Annotated in this window: 24 protein-coding genes; 15 read left to right on the top strand and 9 right to left on the bottom strand. The window is 49.9% G+C overall.

The genetic code is table 11. The features are described 5' to 3' along the window. Positions 1 to 161 precede the first annotated feature (161 nt). Positions 162 to 1283 (top strand): tRNA (uridine(54)-C5)-methyltransferase TrmA, encoded by a 1122-nt coding sequence (gene trmA / locus A10D4_RS05760; protein WP_008488317.1) that lies wholly within the window; start codon positions 162 to 164, stop codon positions 1281 to 1283. 24 nt (positions 1284 to 1307) lie between these two features. Here trmA and A10D4_RS05755 read toward each other — a convergent pair whose 3' ends face one another. The 5 genes from A10D4_RS05755 to efp form a co-directional block, all read right to left on the bottom strand. Further along, positions 1308 to 2246 carry a D-2-hydroxyacid dehydrogenase gene (locus A10D4_RS05755; RefSeq protein WP_008488316.1) on the bottom strand — a complete coding sequence of 313 codons (939 nt, stop codon included), beginning with the start codon at positions 2244 to 2246 and terminating at the stop codon, positions 1308 to 1310. A 65-nt stretch (positions 2247 to 2311) separates the two neighbouring features. Continuing rightward, a complete protein-coding gene (locus A10D4_RS05750) occupies positions 2312 to 2713 on the bottom strand; it encodes a MerC domain-containing protein (protein ID WP_008488315.1) in 402 nt (133 codons plus the stop codon). 136 nt (positions 2714 to 2849) lie between these two features. Then, complete coding sequence (locus A10D4_RS05745) at positions 2850 to 3305, bottom strand: Hsp20 family protein (protein WP_008488314.1); 456 nt, start codon at positions 3303 to 3305, stop codon at positions 2850 to 2852. Positions 3306 to 3459: 154 nt separating this feature from the next. Then, a complete protein-coding gene (gene epmA / locus A10D4_RS05740; RefSeq protein WP_083849618.1) occupies positions 3460 to 4443 on the bottom strand; it encodes an elongation factor P--(R)-beta-lysine ligase in 984 nt (327 codons plus the stop codon). Between the two features lie 5 nt (positions 4444 to 4448). Continuing rightward, complete coding sequence (gene efp / locus A10D4_RS05735; RefSeq protein WP_008488312.1) at positions 4449 to 5018, bottom strand: elongation factor P; 570 nt, start codon at positions 5016 to 5018, stop codon at positions 4449 to 4451. Between the two features lie 148 nt (positions 5019 to 5166). Here efp and epmB point away from each other — a divergent pair, with 148 nt between their 5' ends. Beyond that, complete coding sequence (epmB, locus tag A10D4_RS05730; protein WP_008488311.1) at positions 5167 to 6186, top strand: EF-P beta-lysylation protein EpmB; 1020 nt, start codon at positions 5167 to 5169, stop codon at positions 6184 to 6186. 17 nt (positions 6187 to 6203) lie between these two features. Then, entirely contained in the window at positions 6204 to 6512 is a 309-nt protein-coding gene (locus A10D4_RS05725) for a hypothetical protein (protein WP_008488310.1), read from the top strand. On the opposite strand, the gene A10D4_RS05720 is transcribed toward A10D4_RS05725, so the two are convergent. The 3 genes from A10D4_RS05720 to A10D4_RS05710 form a co-directional block, all read right to left on the bottom strand. Further along, a complete protein-coding gene (locus tag A10D4_RS05720; RefSeq protein WP_008488309.1) occupies positions 6513 to 7016 on the bottom strand; it encodes a DUF3016 domain-containing protein in 504 nt (167 codons plus the stop codon). 205 nt (positions 7017 to 7221) lie between these two features. After that, positions 7222 to 8871: a chaperonin GroEL gene (gene groL / locus A10D4_RS05715; protein WP_008488308.1), complete on the bottom strand. Its 1650-nt coding sequence runs from the start codon at positions 8869 to 8871 to the stop codon at positions 7222 to 7224. A gap of 52 nt (positions 8872 to 8923) precedes the next feature. Then, positions 8924 to 9217, bottom strand: a complete 294-nt coding sequence (locus A10D4_RS05710; protein ID WP_008488307.1) for a co-chaperone GroES — start codon at positions 9215 to 9217, stop codon at positions 8924 to 8926. Positions 9218 to 9412: 195 nt separating this feature from the next. Here A10D4_RS05710 and cutA point away from each other — a divergent pair, with 195 nt between their 5' ends. The 12 genes from cutA to A10D4_RS05650 all read left to right on the top strand — a co-directional run bounded on the left by cutA (position 9413) and on the right by A10D4_RS05650 (position 22345). Further along, positions 9413 to 9754: a divalent-cation tolerance protein CutA gene (gene cutA / locus A10D4_RS05705; RefSeq protein ID WP_008488306.1), complete on the top strand. Its 342-nt coding sequence runs from the start codon at positions 9413 to 9415 to the stop codon at positions 9752 to 9754. Beyond that, positions 9741 to 11582, top strand: coding sequence for a protein-disulfide reductase DsbD (locus A10D4_RS05700; protein ID WP_008488305.1), 1842 nt, complete (start codon positions 9741 to 9743; stop codon positions 11580 to 11582). Before cutA ends, A10D4_RS05700 begins: the two co-directional genes overlap by 14 nt. 217 nt (positions 11583 to 11799) lie before the next feature. Next, complete coding sequence (aroQ, locus tag A10D4_RS05695; RefSeq protein WP_008488303.1) at positions 11800 to 12264, top strand: type II 3-dehydroquinate dehydratase; 465 nt, start codon at positions 11800 to 11802, stop codon at positions 12262 to 12264. A gap of 18 nt (positions 12265 to 12282) precedes the next feature. Further along, positions 12283 to 12753, top strand: a complete 471-nt coding sequence (gene accB / locus A10D4_RS05690) for an acetyl-CoA carboxylase biotin carboxyl carrier protein (protein ID WP_008488302.1) — start codon at positions 12283 to 12285, stop codon at positions 12751 to 12753. Positions 12754 to 12774: 21 nt separating this feature from the next. Beyond that, a complete protein-coding gene (gene accC, locus A10D4_RS05685; RefSeq protein WP_008488301.1) occupies positions 12775 to 14124 on the top strand; it encodes an acetyl-CoA carboxylase biotin carboxylase subunit in 1350 nt (449 codons plus the stop codon). Between the two features lie 112 nt (positions 14125 to 14236). Beyond that, positions 14237 to 15118 (top strand): 50S ribosomal protein L11 methyltransferase, encoded by an 882-nt coding sequence (prmA, locus tag A10D4_RS05680; protein ID WP_008488300.1) that lies wholly within the window; start codon positions 14237 to 14239, stop codon positions 15116 to 15118. Between the two features lie 139 nt (positions 15119 to 15257). Next, the gene (gene dusB / locus A10D4_RS05675; protein ID WP_008488299.1) at positions 15258 to 16229 is read left to right on the top strand and encodes a tRNA dihydrouridine synthase DusB; all 972 of its coding nucleotides are present in this window, start codon (positions 15258 to 15260) and stop codon (positions 16227 to 16229) included. Positions 16230 to 16238: 9 nt separating this feature from the next. Next, a complete protein-coding gene (fis, locus tag A10D4_RS05670) occupies positions 16239 to 16532 on the top strand; it encodes a DNA-binding transcriptional regulator Fis (protein WP_008488298.1) in 294 nt (97 codons plus the stop codon). A gap of 109 nt (positions 16533 to 16641) precedes the next feature. Continuing rightward, a complete protein-coding gene (purH, locus tag A10D4_RS05665; RefSeq protein WP_008488296.1) occupies positions 16642 to 18219 on the top strand; it encodes a bifunctional phosphoribosylaminoimidazolecarboxamide formyltransferase/IMP cyclohydrolase in 1578 nt (525 codons plus the stop codon). A gap of 111 nt (positions 18220 to 18330) precedes the next feature. Then, positions 18331 to 19149 carry a class I SAM-dependent methyltransferase gene (locus A10D4_RS05660; RefSeq protein ID WP_008488295.1) on the top strand — a complete coding sequence of 273 codons (819 nt, stop codon included), beginning with the start codon at positions 18331 to 18333 and terminating at the stop codon, positions 19147 to 19149. Between the two features lie 7 nt (positions 19150 to 19156). After that, entirely contained in the window at positions 19157 to 20443 is a 1287-nt protein-coding gene (gene purD, locus A10D4_RS05655; protein ID WP_008488294.1) for a phosphoribosylamine--glycine ligase, read from the top strand. A gap of 99 nt (positions 20444 to 20542) precedes the next feature. Beyond that, positions 20543 to 22345, top strand: a complete 1803-nt coding sequence (locus A10D4_RS05650) for a GGDEF domain-containing protein (RefSeq protein WP_008488293.1) — start codon at positions 20543 to 20545, stop codon at positions 22343 to 22345. On the opposite strand, the gene A10D4_RS05645 is transcribed toward A10D4_RS05650, so the two are convergent. Next, positions 22342 to 22704, bottom strand: a complete 363-nt coding sequence (locus A10D4_RS05645; RefSeq protein ID WP_008488292.1) for a MaoP family protein — start codon at positions 22702 to 22704, stop codon at positions 22342 to 22344. The genes A10D4_RS05650 and A10D4_RS05645 overlap by 4 nt on opposite strands. Between the last annotated feature and the right edge of the window lie 215 nt (positions 22705 to 22919).

Genomic DNA, 22919 nt, shown 5'->3' with positions numbered 1-22919 from the left:
TTGTGTTTTTTTATCGTTCGCTTATTTAATCGGCGGATGTTAGCCAGATGCAACATTCCAGGCGCCAATGAGTGTGTTAAACTTGGCCGATTAACACTTGCCGTAACCTTCGTGTTTATCGGCACGACTTACACTATATATCGTGATTGGAACTCGTTTGCATGACGCATAAGCAAATCAATACACTAGAATATTCTGCGCAGTTGGCCGACAAGCAAGCGCGCCTGACGGAAAAGCTATCGCCTTTTATGACCGCTCAGCATACACCGCCGCTAGAGGTATTCGCTTCACCGGTCAAACATTATCGAATGCGAGCGGAATTTAGAGTCTGGCATGAGGGAGATGACCTCTATTACATCATGTTCGATCCAGACACACGCGAAAAGATTCGTATTGACCAGTTTTTGCCTGGCGCGCAATTAATTAATCAATTGATGACCGCCTTAATTGACGCCATTAAAGATCAGCCACAACTACGAACCAAACTATTTCAAGTCGACTTCTTAACCACAACGACTCAACAAGCCATCATTTCATTGCTGTATCACCGACAGCTGGATGAGCAATGGGAGCAGTCTGCGCGCCAACTGCAACAACAACTGACCACACAACTGTCGCTGCACTCGTTGAATATCATTGGCCGAGCAAGAAAGCAAAAGCGGGTATTAGGCAGTGACGCCGTTACCGAACGAGTCAGTGTCAATGGTCACGACTATGACTTCTTACAAGTAGAGAACAGTTTTACGCAACCCAATGCCGCCATCAATCAACAAATGATCGGCTGGGCACAAGCTGCGGTGGGCGACAACGAAGATGATCTATTAGAACTGTACTGCGGCAACGGTAACTTTACCTTGCCATTAGCCAGTCAATTTGGCCGAGTGCTCGCCACCGAAATTAGTAAAAGTTCCGTTGCCGCGGCACGCCATAACGCTGATATAAACGCCATCGATAATGTCACCGTCGTGCGCATGTCTGCCGAAGAGTTCAGCGCGGCAATGAACGGCGAACTGACCTCGAGACGAGCTCAAGAAGCCAATATCCACGACTTCGACTGTCGTACCGTGCTGGTCGACCCACCTCGAGCCGGTTTGGATCCGGACACCTTAGCGTTGGTACAGCAATACGACAATATTCTTTATATTTCCTGTAACCCCGACACACTCTGTGCCAATTTAGCGGTACTAACGCAAACCCATCAGCTCACCAAGGCCGCATTATTTGACCAGTTCCCTTACACCGAGCATATGGAAGCGGGCGTTTATTTAACGCGACGACGCTAAGTCGTCGCGTTAACCGTCACACCACTACTGTTGCTGCCATTGACGAATATTGTCTAGCGTCAGACGCACGATGTTGGCGCGTGCTTCAGGTGAAGTCCAAGCGTTATGCGGCGTGACGATCAGGTTTAAATCGTTATCTGCCATCGCATCGGTTAACACATGACCGTCTCGCGGTGGCTCTTGCGGCAATACATCTACCGCCAAACCACCTAAGCGTCCCTCACGCAAAGCCTGTAACGCATCCGCCTCATTAATAATGCCACCGCGGGCACAGTTCACCAGTAAGGCACCCGATTTTACTTGTTTTAAAAGCTTAGCATCGACCAAACCTTGGGTTTCTGGCGTTAACGGACAATGTAAGCTAATGACATCGGCATCACCGACCAGTTCGGCTAACGCAGGACGTGAATCGGCGGCTTCGTTACCCGGTCTAGCGGCATAGCTAACTCGCATGCCAAAAGCTTCAGCGACCTTAGCAACCGCTTCACCCAGTTCGCCCTGCCCGACGATGACCAAATGCTTACCCGCTAACTCCAAGGTTTTGTAGTCCAGCAAGCAAAACAGTTCACTACGATTCCAACGTCCAGCGGCGACATCTCGCGCATACAATGGCAAACGATTAGCCAGCGCCAACATCAACATCATGGTGTGCTGCACGACACTAGCGGTGCCATAGGCTTTAACATTCTTGACCGTGATGTTGTGTTTTGCGGCAGCCTCTTTATCAATATTATTGGTTCCGGTGGCTAACACACAGATCAGCTTTAAGTTGGGTAACTGCTGCATCAAGTCAGCGTCAATCACGACTTTGTTGGTAATCGCAATATCGGCTTCACGCAGTCGTTGTAGTGTTTGTTCTGGTGACGTTAATGGATGCACTTCAAGTTGCTCAACAGCATCACGCAGGGGGCTTAAATCAATATCGTCAGCAAGGCTGGCGGCATCAAGAATAACGGCTTTCATAACTATCCTTGGCTGTTCGGGATCATGCAGTGAAAGCAATGATCGTCAAAAAGGTATAGCCGAGTTTAGTGAATTGCGGGGCTATTGCAACTGTTACAAACTTGCTGATGACGACGCATCAAACGTAAGTTAATAAGATGTGCAGCAATAATAAAAAGTGCGCCGGTCGAGATAATGACGACTTCGGCCGTTTGCTGAAACGCATGTTTTTGTGAAGAAATCACGCCACCAATAAGTAGCAGAACGATCGGTTGCCAGTAACCATGCTGACGCGCACCGATACCCAGCGCCAGTAATCCAATAACCATACTCAATACCAAGACCACATCTTCAAGAGTATGATCACCTGTCACGGCTAGGCCCAAAACAGACAATGCGGGAAGAATTGCAGGCAGCAGCAAACAATGGATAGCACACAAGGTGGTTATCCAGATACCTGCTTTATCGAGTTTGCTGTGATTAGTCATTTAGCTTGACCCTTAAACCTACAAGGCTGTAATAGTATAACATCGCAAACACAATTTCCAGTATGGTATAAAAAAAGCGCACAAAAAAGGGCGGCTTAACGCCGCCCCTCATTGCTATATCAACTGCATCAGTCGATTAGCTATCGCTGTTGTTTTCCAACGCACCTAACGATTGACCAATGGCAATACGTTTAGCTTTCATCGCCTCTGGGATACGTTTAACCAAACCAATCGCCAATAACCCGTTTTCCAACTTGGCGCCGGTAATTTCAACGTGTTCAGCTAGACTAAATTTACGTTCAAAACCGCGGAACGCAATGCCTTTATGCAAGTACTTACGCTGCTCACCGTCATCGGCTTTTTTGCCTTGCACACGAAGTACGCCGTTCTCAACTTCAAGTTCCAGTTCGTCTTCGGCAAAGCCAGCCACGGCTAAGGTGATGACATACTGGTTTTCGCCGGTACTTTCGATGTTGTAAGGAGGGTAACCCGAAGCACTGGTGTCAGAACGAAGCGCCGCATCTAATAACGATGCCATCCGGTCAAAACCAACACTGCTGCGATAGAGGGGTGATAAATCAATAGTAGCCATAGTCATTCTCCTAAGAAGCAATAGACTGTTAAATGTTCATACCGAGAGCAATCTGCTCCTCGGTCAACGGGCGACTCTCTTAGAGACCTCGCCCTCAATCTATAAATAGGGATAGCCTGCGGCTGTTTCAAGAGCAACAGAAAAAATTTTGCAGTTAGGCGCGGTCGATGGCGAAGGGTAAAACCTCGGCAATATGTTCCGCCTTACTGATCAACATGAGTAAACGATCCACGCCTAATGCCACGCCAGCGCAGTCCGGTAAGCCAGCGCGTAGCGATGCGAGCAAGCGCTCATCAATTTTTTTCGTCGCTAATCCTCGCGCTTGCCGAGCCTGGTTATCGGCAGCAAAGCGCTGCGCTTGTTCTGCCGCATCAGTCAACTCATAAAAACCGTTAGCTAACTCGACACCCCGGTAAAAAAACTCGAATCGTCGTGCCACTCGAGGGTCGTCTTGGTCAAGCCGAGCCAACGATGCTTGCGATGCCGGAAAATGATAAATCGCTACCGGTTGTTGCTGTGCAATAACGGGCTCAACCCATTCGGCCATGGCCACTTGCAACAATGTGTCGGCGTCGCTCGCGGCATTGATCCAGCCACTATAACGAGCATCGGCTAACAACCGCTGTCGCAGCTGCGCAATACCTTCTGCAGTCAGTGGATCAACCCCTAACACCTCAATAAAGGCCTGCTGATAACTGACCCGTCGTGCCGCGGGTAACCCCGCGCAGCTTTGCAACAAGTCATCCACCTCAAGCATCAACTGTTGGTCGTCAAAACCGACGCGATACCACTCTAGTAAGGTAAATTCAGGATTATGCAGGCGGCCTTGCTCGTCATTACGAAACACTTTACCCAACTGATAAATACAACGGGGATAAGCCGCCAACAGCCGCTTCATCGCGTATTCAGGAGAGGTTTGCAAATAAAGTTGGCTGGCGCTGGCAATGGTATCGCCACTCAGCTCGGTGATCAGGTTTTCTAAATGGACATCGGTAACCCCAGCAGACGCTAATAGGGGCGTATCGACTTCTAACACTTGTCGTTGTTGAAAGAACTGACGAATGGCAGCAAACAGCTTAGCGCGCTGCTCAAGCATCGGCATTGACGCCGACGGGCGCCATTCATCAGTTATCGTCATTGCACTTATTTTTGTACGCGAGAGACGTATTCGGCGCTACGCGTATCGACTTTAATGACTTCGCCAATCTGTACGAATAAAGGCACGCGCACAACCGCACCGGTGCTCAGTGTCGCTGGCTTACCACCAGTACCGGCGGTATCACCTTTCAAGCCTGGGTCGGTTTCGATAATTTCCAGCTCGACAAAATTAGGTGGCGTTACATTAATCGGGTTACCGTTCCACAAGGTCAAGGTACACACATCTTGCTCAACCAACCATTTTTGCGTGTCACCAACCGCTTTTTCATCGGCCGCCAACTGCTCAAAAGTTTCGTTATTCATGAAGTGCCAAAACTCGCCATCGTTATATAAATAAGACAGCTCTAAATCGACCACATCAGCGGCTTCTACTGAATCGCCAGACTTGAACGTCTTTTCGACCACTTTGCCGCTGATCAACTTACGAATTTTGACGCGGTTAAAGGCTTGTCCTTTACCCGGCTTAACCATTTCATTTTCAACAATGGCGCAAGGCTCGCCATCTTGCATGATTTTTAAACCTGCCTTGAATTCACTGGTGCTATACGATGCCATAAAGTCCTCTTCGCAACGTCATCGTGATGTTCAGGCGCCAATAATAAACCAAAGCTTAGCGATTTTCAGGTAAAATAAGCACGGCTTAGCTAGAAATACGCAGATAAGCCCAGTCTTCTGCTGATTTAACCGTGGTTAAAGGTATTTTATGACGCAAGTAGCAGCGTTATCGGTTCGTCCACAATGGCAACAAGAGCTCGCGCAAGCAATCACCGAGCCGCAACAATTACTCGAGGCCGTCGGCTTGGCTCATTTAGCGAATAGCCATGATGAGGCTGCACGACGTCTTTTTGCATTGCGCGTACCACGCCCATTTGTGGCACAAATGCAATACGGTAACGCCGACGATCCACTATTACGTCAAGTGATGACGCAAGCAGCCGAGTTTGAATCACCTGCTGATTATTCCAGTGACCCATTGGCTGAACAGCAAGGACCGGTCCCCGGCTTGTTACACAAGTATCCATCGCGCGTGTTACTGGTTTTAAAGGGTGGCTGTGCAGTTAACTGTCGCTATTGTTTTCGACGCCATTTCCCTTACCAAGAACACCGTCTAGACCGTCAGACATTGCAACAAGCGCTAGCCTACATTGCCAACCAACCGGCGGTGAACGAGGTGATTTTAAGCGGTGGCGATCCGTTGATGGCGAATGACCGCCAACTGGCCGAGCTACTTGCGCAATTGGCGCAGCTGCCGCAATTACAGCGTGTACGTATTCATTCACGTTTACCGGTTGTCATCCCAAGCCGGCTCACCGACGAGCTTGCTGCTAGCCTAAGCCAAAGTCGCCTGCAAAGTGTGTTGGTGATTCATGCTAATCACGCGCAAGAGCTTAGCGACGAACTACTTGGCAAGTTGCAGAATTGGCAGCGTCAGGGCATAACTCTGCTTAACCAAAGTGTTTTGCTAGCGGGTGTTAACGATAACCTAGACGCGCTAAGCACTCTTAGCGAGCGACTTTTTAGTGGCGGCGTTTTGCCGTATTATTTGCACCAACTAGACAAGGTAAAGGGCGCCAGCCATTTTGCCGTTAGCGATGAGCGAGCACAACAACTGTGGCAACAAATGCTAACCTGCTTACCCGGCTTTTTAGTGCCTCGTTTAGTCAGAGAAGAAGCGAACAAATTGAGTAAGTCACCGATGATGCCGGTGATGACCGATCATTAAGCAGTCAAAGGATAGTCATGCAAGCCTTGGAAGAAAAGCTACAACAGCATTTACAAAACCTGTATCGACAGGTGCTCGACGCCGATCAATATATCGACGATATGCGCCGTCAGGGGCAAGCTAAATTTGCCGATATTTTTACCGAAGACAGTGTGTTTAACGTACGCAGCAATAAGTTTCAGCCATATTTGACCGAAACCACCGACTACTTTCAGCAATGGCAGAACGATAAAAATAATGAAGAGTTGCTGCAAGCGCTGGTGCAGCGCTTGCAATTATTAACCGAAACGTTGGCCCGTTTAAAAGCCATCAGACAGCAGGGTTAATTAGCCCTGCTGTAAATTCTTTTGAAACCACTCGTCAATCATGCGCTTTTCGAAATATAGGTCGTCGCGGCTGATGCGCGCTTGCGCGCTGCCAAAATCGAATCCCATATCTTTCAAGACCACATCACCGCCACTGACCTGATTACCTTGCGCGTCGGCCAATGCATAGGTGAAATTAATTTTGGGAAAGTCAACGCGCTTGACAATACGTAACTCACCCGCACCAGAATGACCATAAGTCGGTTCAACACGGCCGACCAAATCCAAATTGGTAACATTCACCGTCAACTTTTGCGATTCCGGTAACTTCGCAGCCAGCTCTTGAAAGTGCTCGGTTAGGCGATCTTTAATGCGTTGTTCAAATTTCTGCTGATTCTCGTTCGCTGCACGAATATCGCTATAATTATCAACGTTAGACCAAGTCACTTCAGCAGTGGCAGCCGATGCCTGCCAAGCTGCGCCGCTTAATAAGATGGCTAGAGCCGTTAGTTTTGAAACAGACATACACACCTCCAGTCAGATGTTAGTTTGTCATTGTTATCACTTCGACCACCAAAATGTACAAAAATTCCGCAGTCACGCCAAGCATTATAAGAGCATGTAAATCATGGCATTGCTATGACTAAGCGCAGCAATACCGACTGACAATAAAAAAGGGAGCCAAGCGGCTCCCTTCTTTCTAACAATCGCATGGCGATTTAGGTAGGCATTACATCATGCCGCCCATTCCGCCCATGCCACCCATGTCGCCGCCCGGCATGCCGCCGCCAGCTTTGTCGTCTTCAGGCAGTTCGCTCACCATCGCTTCGGTGGTGATCATCAGTGCTGCCACAGAGGCCGCAAACTGCAGTGCAGAACGAGTGACTTTAGTTGGGTCCAAAATACCCATCTCTAACATGTCACCGTAGGTGTCTTGACCAGCGTTGTAACCATAGTTACCTTCGCCGTTACGTACCGCGTTAGCGACTACAGACGCTTCGGCGCCAGCGTTGGTAGCGATTTGACGCATTGGCGCTTCCATCGCACGCAGAGCTAAGCGAATACCGACGTTTTGGTCTTCGTTGTCGCCAGTCAGTTCGTTTAGCTTGCTCGCCGCACGAACCAAGGCCACGCCACCACCTGGTACCACGCCCTCTTCAACCGCCGCACGAGTTGCGTGCAAGGCATCTTCAACGCGCGCTTTCTTCTCTTTCATTTCCATTTCGGTCGCGGCGCCGACTTTGATAACCGCAACACCGCCAGCTAATTTAGCCAAACGCTCTTGCAGTTTTTCGCGGTCATAATCAGAAGAAGTTTCTTCGATTTGCTGACGAATTTGCGTCACGCGACCTTCGATGGCAGCTTGGTCACCCACACCATCAACGATAGTGGTGTTATCTTTAGTGATAACCACACGCTTGGCGCTGCCCAGCTCTTCCAGCTGTGCTTTTTCCAGCTCCATACCGATTTCTTCAGAAATCACAGTACCACCGGTCAATACAGCAATGTCTTGCAACATGGCTTTACGGCGGTCACCGAAACCAGGCGCTTTAACTGCAGCGACTTTAACGATGCCACGCATGTTGTTGACGACCAACGTCGCTAAGGCTTCGCCTTCAACGTCTTCAGCGATAATCAGTAATGGCTTACCTGATTTTGCAACACCTTCTAACACCGGCAATAACTCACGGATGTTAGAGATTTTCTTGTCAACCAACAGGATGTAAGGGCTATCTAGCTCTACGGCACCACTTTCTTGGTTGTTAATGAAGTAAGGCGACAAGTAACCACGGTCGAACTGCATACCTTCAACCACGTCCAACTCGTCTTGTAAGGCTTGGCCTTCTTCAACGGTGATCACACCCTCTTGGCCGACTTTATCCATCGCTTTAGCGATGATTTCGCCGATGGTGCTATCAGAGTTAGCTGAGATAGTACCGACTTGTGCGATAGCTTTGCTGTCGGCACAAGGCTGAGAAATACCTTTTAGCTCTTCTACAGCAGCAGCAACGGCTTTATCGATGCCGCGTTTCAGATCCATCGGGTTCATGCCCGCCGCCACAGCTTTCAAGCCTTCGTTAACGATAGCTTGTGCCAAAACGGTTGCGGTAGTGGTACCGTCGCCGGCTTCGTCATTAGCTTTAGACGCGACTTCTTTGACCATTTGCGCGCCCATGTTCTCGAACTTATCTTCTAGTTCGATTTCTTTTGCTACCGACACACCATCTTTAGTGATAACCGGTGCACCAAACGATTTGTCTAAAACCACGTTGCGGCCTTTTGGACCCAAGGTCACTTTAACCGCGTCGGCCAATACGTTAACGCCTTTCAGCATCTTTTGACGGGCGCTATTACCAAACTTAACTTCTTTAGCTGCCATAATTCTTTCCTCTCAACATTCTGTGATTAAACCGAAAGATGAACGTCTGTGCTTAGCCTTCAACAATGGCTAAAATGTCAGACTCGCTCATGATCAAGTATTCTTCGCCGTCGATTTTCTCGGTTTTAACACCGTAACCTTCGTTGAACAGCACCTGATCACCCACTTTAACGTCTAACGCTTTTACGTCACCGTTATCGAGGACTCGGCCGTTGCCGACTGCAACCACTTCACCACGCGTTGATTTTTCTGCAGCAGAACCGGTCAGTACGATACCGCCAGCAGATTTAGTTTCCGCTTCTGAACGCTTGATGATCACGCGATCATGTAAAGGACGAAGTTTCATCGTTGATAACTCCTATACCTATTTTAGGGTTTTAACAAATGCCCTTGCGGGCGTTTTAAATTCAGTGCCTAGGAGATAGGGGTGAAAATCTGAAACACAAGGGGGCGATGATAAATTTTTTTCTATATGCACCCTATCTACAAACAGTCACGTAGTAGTTGTTACCATAGGTTTATCAGACATAGGAGAAGTAAGATGTCCGAACCACAATTATTACTTTGCGCTTGTCCCGATCAAAACAGCGCCAATAGCATCGCCCGTCAGCTAGTTGACGAACAACTCGCTGCCTGCGTTAACATCATCAGTGGCATCAATTCGGTTTATCGTTGGCAAGGCGAGGTCCATGATGACCCGGAATTGCTGTTGTTGATTAAATCGACGCGTAGTCGCTATGACGAAATTGAGCAACGGGTGTTACAATTACACCCTTACGATACTCCCGAACTGATTGCGTTACCCATCACCAGCGGTTTACCCGCCTATTTAACGTGGTTAAGGGAGAGCACCGAGGGCACCGCTAACAATGAAAATGAGTAAATGGTTACAAACCACTGTGCGCTTATGCGCCACGCTACTGCTGCTGGTCGTTGGCGTCAGCAACGCCTCCGCGCAAAGCGATCCTGTGGCCGACTTATTACAGCAAAAACAGCAATTTTTGCCGGTCGATGAAGCCTTTCAATTTGACTTTCGCCAACACGGCTCGCGCTTATTGCTGAACTGGGATATTCGCGCTGGCTACTACTTGTACCAACATCGATTTGCCATCAGTAACAGTCCTGAGCAGGCGCAAATCAGCGCACTAGACTTACCCAAAGGCATCGACCATCACGACGATTACTTTGGCGACTCGCAGATCTACCGACGCCAGGTCACTGTAGCCGTCGACCTAGAGAACATCCATGCGGGTGACACCTTAACCATTCAATATCAGGGTTGTGCCGACGCTGGCCTATGTTATCCGCCCACCGAGAAAGTCGTTTATCTAGATGCTGTTAAATCCAATATCAGCGACAGTGCTTCCGGCAACGACGTGCTCGGTGCGCTTGGACAAACCTCGGGGAGCACTGAACAAACCGATTACCGAGTCGATAAGCTAACCGACAACAGTGGCCCAGCGACATCGTCGTCGTTATTAGATTCGCTGCAACAACAGACGTTATTGGTGTCTTTGGGTGTGTTTTTGCTACTCGGTTTAGGCTTAGCCTTTACCCCCTGTGTATTCCCAATGTACCCGATCATCTCCGGTATCATCGTCGGTCAACACCAACAGTTAAGCACGCGCCGCGCCTTCGGTTTATCTTTTGTCTATGTGCAGGGCATGGCATTAACCTACTCGATTTTAGGCGTTGTCGTCGCTCTCGCCGGGCTGCAATACCAGGCTTACTTGCAACATCCCGTCGTGTTAGTGATTCTCGCTGTATTGTTCGTGCTGCTGGCGTTGAGTATGTTCGGCCTCTACGAAATTCAACTGCCAGCACGTTGGCAAGAGAAGATGAACGCCATCAGCAATAAGCAAAGCGGCGGCGCTTATGGTGGCGTATTCATCATGGGTGCCATTTCGGGCTTGGTCGCCTCGCCTTGTACCACCGCTCCGTTATCAGCCATTTTGTTATATATCGCGCAATCAGGCGATGTTTGGGTAGGCGCTAGCATTTTATATGCGCTCAGCCTCGGCATGGGCATCCCATTGATTATTTTCGGCACCAGTGGCGGTAAGTTGTTACCCAAAGCCGGGGCTTGGATGAACACCGTCAAAAAGTTCTTTGGCGTACTGCTGATTGCTGTCGCCCTGATTCTACTGGAACGCTTTTTAAACAGTAGCGTCAGCGCCGCCTTGTGGGTATTGTTCTTCGTCGCTTCAGGGTTACTACTGTGGTTCGATATTAAACGGCAAGGTAATACATCGCGCAGCGTTATCGCCGCTATCGTTCTACTGGCCGGCGTTGCCGCTGGCTGCTATTGGCAGTACCGGTTAATCAGTCAGCAACAACATCACTTACAATTCACCCGCGTCAGTGATTTGGCCGACTTACAACAGCGTATTAGCGTTGCCAATGACAACGGTCAGCCGGTCATGCTCGACCTGTATGCCGATTGGTGTGTGGCCTGTAAAGAGTTCGAGGCACGTACGTTTAGTCAAGCCGAAGTGCAACAGGCGCTACAACCGTACCTGTTGTTGCAAGCCGACGTCACCAACAACAACGCCATCAATAACGAACTATTACAGCATTATCAGGTGTTGGGATTACCCACCATCATGTTCTTTGATAGTGAGGGCAATGAGCTTAGTCGCGAACGCGTAACTGGCTTTTTGGATGCCAAAGACTTCACGCAACATTTACGGCAACTGCCGACGGCCAATTAAACGGGCGTCGATAAGTCATTAATAGGCCAGCGATGATGCTGGCCTATTATTAAGATATCGCCGAACTGCCTAACCCACCCCATAACTTGCTGCGAAAATTGCTGATAAGACCAGTATTTTGCTGCATGTCGTCATTTTTCATCTATAATGACTTGCAGACAGTGGTCTAACTAATGATATGATGAAAACCACGACGTTCGACGCAGTTCAAAGCAAAATGACAAATAAATCTAAAGTTTTATTGCTAAACGGTCCAAATTTGAACTTATTGGGTTCGCGAGAGCCTGATATTTATGGCGCAGAGACGTTAGCGACGATTGAGCGTCGTTTACAGGCTCAAGCCACCGAGTTGGATATCGAACTGCAATGTTGCCAATCTAATGCTGAGCATGGCCTCATCGACGCGGTACAACAAGCCGCGCAAGATCAGGTCGCATTTATCATCATCAATCCGGCGGCATATACCCATACCAGCATTGCCCTGCGCGATGCCTTGGCTGCTGTCGCTATCCCATTTATTGAAGTACATCTGTCTAATGTTCATGCCCGCGAACCCTTTCGGCAGCACTCGTATCTGTCGGACATCGCTCAGGGCGTGATTGTAGGGCTAGGTGCACAAGGTTACTCACTGGCTTTGCAGGCCGTTGCGAGACACTTGCAAACAAGCCAAACCGTTGATTGATCAAGGTGAAGGAAGATCATGGATATTCGTAAAATTAAAAAGCTGATCGAGCTGGTTGAAGAATCGGGCATCGCCGAACTGGAAATTACTGAAGGCGAAGAGTCGGTTCGTATTAACCGTTATAGCAACCAGCCAGCACCGCAGGCGCCTATGCAATATGCCGCGATGCCTGCCCCTGCACCACAACCAGCACCAGCTGCCGCACCAGCCGCGCCTGCTGGCGACAGCAATGCGAGCGATAACGAAGAAATTTCTGGCCACATTGTGCGCTCACCAATGGTCGGTACTTTCTATGAAGCGCCGTCACCCGACGCTAAACCATTTGCTGTCGAAGGCCAGCAAGTCAAGGCCGGTGACACGCTGTGTATCGTAGAAGCGATGAAAATGATGAACCAGATCGAGGCCGATAAAGGCGGTGTGGTGAAGAAGGTGCTTGTGGAGAACGGCGAACCGGTCGAATTTGACCAGCCGCTTTTTGTGATCGAATAACACCACCGTTAGGGAACCATCATGCTAGATAAAGTAGTGATAGCCAACCGTGGTGAAATCGCGTTGCGCATCCTGCGTGCCTGTAAAGAGCTAGGCATTAAAACAGTTGCGATACACTCGACGGTTGATAGAAATTTAAAACACGTGCTGCTGGCCGATGAATCGATTTGTATCGGTAAAGCACCAGCGGGCGACAGCTACCTGAATATTCCGCGTATCATTAGCGCGGCAGAAATTACCGATGCCGCCGCAATTCACCCGGGCTACGGCTTTTTGGCAGAAAACGCTGACTTTGCCGAGCAGGTAGAAAACTCAGGCTTCATCTTTGTCGGCCCAACCGCCGACGTGATCCGCTTGATGGGCGACAAAGTGTCAGCCATCAACGCCATGAAAAAGGCCGGAGTTCCCTGTGTACCAGGCTCTGACGGCGCGCTAGACGACAACGAAGAACGCAACCTAAAAATGGCCAAGCGTATTGGTTATCCGGTTATCATCAAAGCCGCTGGCGGCGGTGGTGGTCGTGGTATGCGAGTGGTGCGTCAAGAAAGCGAATTAATCAATGCCATCAGTATGACTCAGTCAGAGGCGCGTGCCGCCTTTGGTAACCCTATCGTGTACATGGAAAAATTCTTAGAAAATCCACGTCACGTTGAGGTTCAGGTGCTCGCCGACGGACAAGGCAATGCCGTGCATTTAGGTGAACGCGATTGCTCCATGCAACGCCGCCATCAAAAAGTCGTCGAAGAGGCGCCAGCGCCAGGTATTACACCAGAGTTACGCAAGTACATCGGTGAACGCTGTGCCAAAGCCTGTGTTGAAATCGGTTATCGCGGTGCCGGTACCTTTGAATTCTTGTACGAAAACGGTGAGTTCTACTTTATCGAAATGAACACCCGTATTCAGGTAGAACACCCCGTTACCGAAATGGTTACCGGCATCGACTTGATCAAAGAGCAATTACGTATTGCCGCTGGTCGTGCGCTGTCGATCTCGCAAGAAGACGTAGTCATCCGAGGTCACGCCATTGAGTGCCGTATCAACGCCGAAGATCCAGATACCTTCGTACCGTCACCAGGTTTGATCAGTCGCTTCCATCCGCCCGGTGGCTTGGGTGTGCGTTGGGATTCGCACGTCTATGCCGATTACAAAGTGCCGCCTAATTACGACTCGATGATCGGCAAGCTGATCACCTATGGTGAAAACCGCGATGTCGCAATTGCCCGCATGCGTAACGCCCTAGGCGAACTGATCATCGAAGGTATTAAAACCAATGTGCCACTACAAAAGATGATCATGGCCGACGAAAACTTCCAACATGGTGGTACCAATATCCACTATTTGGAGAAAAAGCTCGGCTTAGGTGGCCACTAACGCCATCAAAAACAGATTTTAACGCGCCTTTCGCGTTATACTCTGCGGCTCGCTAAGCAAACTTAGCGAGCCTTTTTTATGTCAGTCGGTTCATTATATAGGGGTTGTCGATATGCCGTGGATTCAATTTACTATCTCCAGTAGCGAAGAGCACGCACCACAAGTGGGCGATATGTTGATGGGTAACGGCGCGCAAGCGGTCACTTACCGTGACGGCGAAGACAACCCAATCTTCGAGCCTAAAGCTGGCGAAGTGACCTATTGGCAACATACGCTCGTTACCGGCTTATTCGACGCCGCATGCGACATTAATGCGATCACCCAGCGACTATCACAAGCCGCACTGTTTCGTGACAACTTTCAATACAAGGTTGATGGCCTCGAAGACAAAGACTGGGAGCGCGAATGGATGGATAACTTCCATCCCATTCAGTGTGCCGACAACCTCTGGATTTGCCCAACTTGGCGCGAGGTACCCGACCCCAATGCGGTCAACGTGATGCTCGACCCCGGTATGGCGTTTGGCACCGGCACCCATCCCACTACCGCGTTATGTTTAAACTGGCTCGCGCAACAAGATTTAAGCGGTAAGCGCGTCATTGACTTTGGCTGTGGTTCGGGCATTTTAGCCATCGCCGCACTGTTACTCGGCGCCGAACAAGCGATTGGCATTGATATTGACCAACAAGCGTTAAAAGCCTCACGCGAGAATGCCGAGCGTAATGGCGTTAGCGATAGATTACAGGTCTATCTGCCCGAGCAACAACCCGAAGTCAACGCCGAGGTGGTAGTCGCCAATGTCTTAGCTGGGCCGCTAAGAGAACTCAACCAAAACGTACTTGCGCTTGTTGCCGAACGAGGAAAAATCGCCATGTCGGGTATTTTGGCGCGCCAAGCAGACGACGTGCAAGCAGCCTATCAAGCTCAGATCAGCTTTGCCCCAGTGGTGCAACGTGAAGACTGGGTATTATTGAGCGGCGAACGCGTCAGCTAGGCGCTCAAGCTACGCTGACGCGGTTTTTGTCAATAGCGAAAAGACAAAAAAACCTGCAATTTGCCTAAGAAATAGCCTTTTCTTTCTGCGCTAAATTCCCTAAAATTCTCCACCCTTTTCGCTGCGTAGTTTTTAACCGATGCGGATTGGTCCATACCAATTAGATAATCAGGTCATACTAGCACCCATGGCGGGTGTTACCGATCGCCCGTTCCGACAATTATGTCGGCGCTTAGGGGCGTCGCTGGCTGTGTCTGAGATGTTGTCGAGTAATCCCAAAGTATGGGATACCGACAAATCGCGGCAGCGTATGAACCATGCTGGCGAACCCGGTATTCGTGCCGTTCAAATCGCCGGTTGCGAACCCGATTTGATGGCCGCTGCGGCGCGCCTGAATGTGTCGAAGGGCGCACAGATTATCGATATCAATATGGGCTGCCCAGCGAAGAAGGTGAATAAGAAAATGGCTGGCTCGGCGCTGATGCAATACCCCGGCTTGATACAAGATATCTTGCAAGCGGTGGTAGCAGCGGTAGATGTGCCGGTCACGTTAAAGATGCGAACCGGCTGGCATCCCGACCACAAAAATGCGGTTGAGATTGCTCAGTTGGCCGAACGCTGCGGCATTCAGTCGTTAGCAGTTCACGGACGCACACGCGCTTGTATGTATAAAGGCGAAGCCGAGTACGACACCATTCGAGCAGTGAAACAGGCTATCAACATTCCTGTCATTGCTAACGGTGACATTCGCTCGCCACAGCAGGCAAAACGTGTGCTGGATGATACCGGCGCCGACGCCATCATGATTGGCCGTGGCGCACAAGGTAATCCGTGGATCTTTGGCCAGATCGCTCACTATCTGGAAACAGGCACTGAGTTGCCGGCTCCCGCTATCGACGACGTCGCCGATACGGTGCTGCAACATGTCAGCCACCTGCACCAGTTTTATGGTGAGTTTATGGGCTCTCGCATCGCCCGAAAACACGTAGGCTGGTATCTGAAAGAACAGGCACCGGCTACCGACTTTCGCCAACAGTTCAACGGGATTGAAGATGCCCAACAGCAACTACAAGCCCTGAAGACGTATTTTGCAACTGTAGACAAGAGATAGAGCGCTAATATGTTTGATCAAAACGTAAATCGAGAAAACGTTTCCCCTTTAACTACTATCGGAAATAATGCTCAGCCCAAGCCGCTGCGTGATTCGGTAAAGCAAGCGCTGCACAAGTTCCTGCAACAATTAGATGGTCAGGATCCCGAAGAGCTATATGAGTTGGTGCTATCAGAAGTTGAAGCGCCGCTGTTGGAAGAAGTCATGACTTATACGCGCGGCAACCAAACTCGTGCCGCCACCATGCTGGGCATCAACCGCGGTACGCTGCGTAAGAAGCTGAAAAAATACGGCATGAACTAAGTGATTGTCTGCACAAAGAGCGCCCCCGGGTGCTCTTTTTTGTTTATAGTTACTGCTAAAATTACGACTGACTTTTTATTCGAATCATTGTTATCGGCAAGGTAAAAACATGCAAAACCGTCCCATTCGTCGCGCGCTGCTGAGCGTTTCAGATAAAACTGGTATCGTCGAGTTTGCTAAAGCACTGGCACAACGCTCTATTCAACTGCTATCGACCGGCGGCACCGCCAAATTGCTGCGCGAGGCCGGTTTAACGGTCACGGACGTATCTGACTATACTGGCCATCCAGAAATCATGGACGGTCGCGTGAAAACGCTACACCCCAAGGTGCATGGTGGTATCCTTGCCCGCCGCGATATCGACCAAGCAGTGATGGACGAACACGGTATCGACGCCATTGATTTAGTCGTTGTTAACCTTTATCCGTTTGCTAAAACCGTGGCTAATGACAACTGTTCGCTAACCGATGCTATCGAGAATATCGACATTGGTGGTCCCACCATGGTGCGTGCCGCGGCTAAAAACCACCGCGACGTAACCATTGTGGTCAATAGCCAAGATTACAGCCGTGTGTTAGCCGAAATGGAACAACACCAAGGCGCGGTCAGCGACGTGACCCGTTTTGACTTAGCCATCGCGGCGTTTGAACATACCGCGCAATACGACGGTATGATTGCCAACTATTTTGGCCAACGGGTCAGCCCGGCATCGGTTGACGAACCGGCACAATTTCCGCGTACGCTAAACTTACAATTAGCTAAGAAGCAAGACTTACGTTACGGCGAAAACAGTCATCAGCAAGCGGCGTTTTATGTTGAAAGTGAGCGACACGAAGCGTCCGTTGCTAGCGCCACGCAACTACAAGGTAAAGCCCTGTCGTTCAATAACATCGCCGATACCGATGCCGCGTTAGAATGCGTCAAATCATTCGATGCACCAGCCTGTGTCATCGTCAAACACGCTAACCCATGCGGCGTAGCTGTTGGCGCGAATATTGGCGAAGCCTACCAGCGCGCTTTTAAAACCGATCCAACCTCGGCCTTTGGTGGCATCATCGCCTTTAATCAGGCATTAGACGTGGATACCGCAAAAGCCATCATTGAGCAGCAGTTTGTCGAAGTCATTATTGCCACGGAAGTCAGCAAAGACGCTGCCGAGGTGCTAGCAAGCAAAGTTAACGTGCGGGTATTGGCATGTGGCCACTGGCAACAACGTCATCCTCAATGGGACTACAAACGCGTTAATGGTGGCCTGTTAGTACAAGACAGCGACATGGGTAGTATCACCCAAGCCGACTTGCGTGTAGTCAGTAAAGTGCAACCGACTGAGGCACAATTGGATGACTTACTGTTTTGCTGGAAAGTCGCTAAATACGTAAAATCAAACGCCATCGTGTATGCCAAAGACGGCATGACCATCGGTGTCGGTGCGGGTCAAATGAGCCGTGTTTATAGCGCTAAAATTGCTGGCATTAAAGCCACCGACGAGGACCTTCAGGTGGCCGGCTCGGTGATGGCCTCTGATGCCTTTTTCCCATTCCGCGATGGTATCGACGCTGCCGCTGCCGCCGGTATTAAAGCGGTTATTCAACCCGGTGGCTCAATTCGTGACGAGGAAATCATTGCCGCAGCCGATGAACACGGCTTAGCGATGGTGTTCACCGGTATGCGTCATTTCCGTCATTAACCAGACAAGTAGGTAAGCCATCGCCGCTTGGTAAATGATCAAAGCGGCGTTGCGCAGCGTAAGCAAGGCGACTAGGATTAATTCAGCTTTTTCAACCACGAGGGAATACTCATGAAATGGACTACTGCTGTATCATCTGTCGCCTTAAGCCTAAGCCTACTTGGCAGCCCACTGGCGCAAGCTCAGTCTTTGCAAGACGTCATCGACGGCGAACAACGCAGCGCTGAAAATGCTGCTCGCGATAAACACCGTCACCCGCTACAAACCTTAGAGTTTTTTGAGGTTGAGCCAAACATGACCGTGGTCGAGATTTGGCCAGGTGGTGGTTGGTATACCGAAATCTTAGCGCCCTACCTGCGCGATAACGGTAAATTTTACGCGGCACACTTTCCCGCCAATATCGAACGCGAATATTATCAGCGTTCACGGGCTAACTTTTTAGATAAAATGCAATCGGCTGATTGGTATGATGCGGTCGAAGTGACCGAGTTCAGCCCTACCGAAGCAAGCACCATCGCCCCTGCTGGCAGCGTTGACCGCGTGCTAACTTTCCGTAATTTGCACAACTGGTACATGCAAGCCGGTGAAGATGGCGTTAAAGCCGCCTTTAAAGACTTTTATAAAGCGCTCAAGCCCGGTGGTATACTGGGTGTCGTTGACCATCGTCTGCCGGAAGATCGCGCCCAAGAAGACGCTAAACAAAGCGGCTACATTAAACAAAGCTGGGCCATTCAGTATGCCGAAGAGGCCGGTTTTGAGCTGGTCGCAACCAGCGAAATTAATGCAAATAGCAAAGATAGCAGCGATTGGGAACGCGGTGTGTGGACCTTGCCACCAACCTATGCATTGGGTGACGAAGACCGCGACCGCTACGAAGCTATTGGCGAAAGCGACCGTTTTACGCTGAAATTCAAAAAACCTGAAGAATAGGATCATCATGAAAATACTGGTTATTGGCGGCGGTGGCCGCGAACATGCATTAGCTTGGAAAGCAGCTCAGTCGGATTTAGCTGACGAAGTGTTTGTCGCTCCAGGTAACGCCGGCACTGCTGGCGAGGCATCATTAACCAATGTCGATATCGCCGCAGACGATATCGACGCGTTATTAGCATTCGCGCAGACACAGCAGATAGGCTTGACCATCGTCGGTCCTGAAGCGCCGCTAGTAGCCGGTATTGTTGACCGTTTTCAGGACGCAGGTCTGGCCATTTTCGGTCCTAGCCAAGCGGCTTCGCAACTAGAGGGTTCAAAAGCTTTTAGCAAAGACTTTTTGGCTCGTCACCAAATTCCGACCGCCGCTTATGCGACCTTTACCGATGCCGAACAAGCCAAGCAATACGTTGCCGAGCAGGGCACACCGATTGTCATTAAGGCCGATGGCTTAGCTGCCGGCAAGGGCGTTATTATCGCCGAAAGCAACGCCCAAGCTAACTCCGCTATCGACGATATGCTGGCCGGTAACCGCTTTGGTGCCGCCGGTAGTCGTGTGGTGATTGAAGAATTTTTAGTTGGCGAAGAAGCCAGTTTTATCGTCATGGTCGATGGTAAGCACGCGATTGCCTTTGCCTCGAGTCAAGATCATAAGGCCCGTGACAACGGCGATAAAGGTCCAAATACCGGCGGCATGGGGGCCTACTCGCCAGCGCCAGTCGTTACCCCTAAAGTACACGATTGGGCGATGCAGCACGTGATCAAACCAACCGTCGACGGTATGGCCAGCGAGGGACACCCATACGTTGGCTTCTTATATGCCGGTTTAATGGTGGCTGCCGACGGTACCGCTAAAGTGCTTGAGTTTAACTGCCGCTTTGGCGACCCCGAAACACAGCCGATCATGATGCGTTTAAAGTCCGATTTAGTGCAGCTTTGTCAGTTAGCGATTGGTGGAGATTTGCAGCAACAAGTTATCGAATTCGATCCGCGTGCAGCGGTGGGTGTGGTGATGGCTGCTGGCGGTTATCCAGACAGTTATCACAAGGGCGATGTCATCAATGGCTTACCTGAACAAGCCAAGCCGGATCAGAAAGTGTTTCATGCTGGCACTGCCCTGAACGCCCAACAGCAAGTGGTCACTAACGGTGGTCGCGTACTGTGCTGCACCGCACTAGGCGATGACGTACAAGCGGCGCAAGAAAAGGCCTACCAGTTGGTCAAACAGATTGACTGGCAAAACGTCTACTATCGTACCGATATCGCGCATAAAGCGATTGGCCGCAGTCTTTAAGTAGCCGAGTATTCCCCGACAGCGTCGCCAGACGCTGTCACAATGTTGTCATGGTTGTCACCTAAACTCCCTCAATTGGTGAGAAAAACGACAACGACTATGACAACAGTGGCAAACCTCTCGGTTGCACAAACGCTGCGTACGTTAATCGAAAAACGTACCCTAGAGCCGCTATTCCAGCCGATTATTGACACCTTTGCCGGTAAAATAATCGGCCACGAAGCGCTGATCCGTGGCCCCAAAGGGCATAGCCTAGAATTTCCCAACGACTTGTTTCGCGTCGCCGCCGAGCACCATATGCTGTCCGAGTTAGAGTTGGCCTGCCGCGACGCCTCGTTACGGCGCTATCAGGCATTAGCAATGCCGGGTCGGCTATTTCTCAATGTTAACCCTAACGTACTGCTAGAAAAGCATCATCCGCAAGGTTCGACGCTAAAAATGGCGGAGCAGCTTGGCATCGCGCCGGAAAAGATAGTTATCGAGTTATCCGAACAATATCCGGTGCAAGATGCCAAATTGTTGCAATACGCGATTGAACGCTATCGTGATGAAGGCTTTGCCATCGCTATCGACGACTTGGGTAGCGGCTATTCGGGCTTGAAATTGTGGTCAGAGCTAAAGCCGGATTACGTTAAGATTGACCGCTATTTTATCAGCAACATCCACCAAGATCCGGTTAAGCGCGAGTTTGTACAGAGCATTGTTGCGCTGGGTCGAAATATGCAATCGCGGGTTGTCGCAGAGGGTATCGAGAGTGAGGATGAGCTACAACAGTTACATGCGCTTGGCGTACATTACTGTCAGGGCTTTTATTTAGGACGTCCGGCGGCACAACCACTGCAACAAGTCGATATTCGTTTGCTGCAGGATATTCGGCGTACTCGACATTTGCGCAAAGAGCCGGTCGGCAATCTGCTAGAACAAACTATCACGGTAAATTCCAGAGCCCGCGCCGACGCCGTTTTAGACATGTTTTTACAAGACACAAACCTGCTCTCAATACCGGTTATTGATGATAGTTACCCGGTTGGCATGATCCGCCGCGAGAAGCTACTAGAGCTATTTTCTGGTTCATATGGGCGCGCGCTCTACGCCAATAAGGCCATTGACCGGATCATGGACAACAACCCGTTGGTGGTCGACAAAAACACGCCCATAGAGCAAGTTAGTCACATGATAACCGACGACTACGAAGTGGACATTTATCGTCAGTTTATTATCACTAAACAACGCCGTTATGTCGGTGTTGCCTCAGTGCGTAATCTGTTGCGTAAAATCACCGAAGCACGGGTACAAAATGCCCGCTATGCCAACCCGCTCACCTTGCTACCCGGCAATGTCCCCATTTATCGCGCCATCGATGAAGCCTTACAAAGTGGTCGTCATTTTGCCGTTGCCTATTTCGACTTAAATCATTTTAAGCCTTATAACGACGTTTACGGTTACGCACAAGGCGATCGCGTTATCCAGTGGGTGGCACAACTGCTACAAGATGGCTTAGTGCAACAAGGACAATTTGTCGGTCATGTCGGCGGTGACGACTTTGTTGTCATTTTCGAAGACGATAGCGTATGGCAACAGCAGTGCGAACTCATTTTACAACGCTTTCATGCCGATATTGGTAGTTTTTATAACAGCAAAGACCGCGAACGCGGCGGTATTGAGGCGGTAGACCGCAACGGTGCCAGTAGCTTTTATCCGTTGTTGGGTATTGCCGTAGGCGTGGTGCTACCGGCGCAACACGCCTGTCATTCACACCATGATGTCGCCGCACTGGCCTCGGCGGCGAAAAAGTTGGCGAAGCAGCAAGATAGCCACCTATTTTGTCTGGTGCCAGAAGCCAGCAATAGCATGAATAGCGTGAGTGCCGACCAAGGCCGGCACCCAGCACCTAACGTTTAATCTTCGACTAATACGTCATCTTCACTGCTATCGGTATCTAACGAGTCGTCACTCACCCGGCCGCGGCCATACATACTGGCCACCTTGGGACGATTGATACGCGCTTGATATTTAGCCCATGCCTTCTCGACTGCGGTTTGCGGTGCATTCTCTCCGCGAGCTGCCGCTAATAACGCGACATCTTCTGCACTGGTCGGCACATACTGACCATCAAGCATAGCGCTAATCAGACAACCATACTGGGTTAACGCGTCGCTTTCGCGAATTGAAAAATCACCAGAGCGAGCGAAACCGTAGGGATAGTTTCGAAAATCATTAAAAGGTTTACGAATTAACTGGTCACGAGTGATCGTTGCCATTGCGAGCCCATCCTAATAGACCAACAACTTAGGGTGTATCGCTAGAGTTGCGACAGTGACGATATAGAGTCGAAAAAGCTCGCTGTCAAGATATTTATGATTTTTTTTACTAACGGTACACTTGCTGACCGCCGCTGATGAATTAAAACGATTGATTTTAAATAGCTTTTCGTTTTCAATGCAAAATGATGAAATTTTAAGCATAACTTCTGCGT

Origin of the sequence: Idiomarina xiamenensis 10-D-4 (assembly GCF_000299895.1) — a bacterium.
In the GTDB taxonomy this organism is placed as follows: domain Bacteria; phylum Pseudomonadota; class Gammaproteobacteria; order Enterobacterales; family Alteromonadaceae; genus Idiomarina; species Idiomarina xiamenensis.
This window is presented reverse-complemented; position numbering and strand designations above follow the sequence as displayed.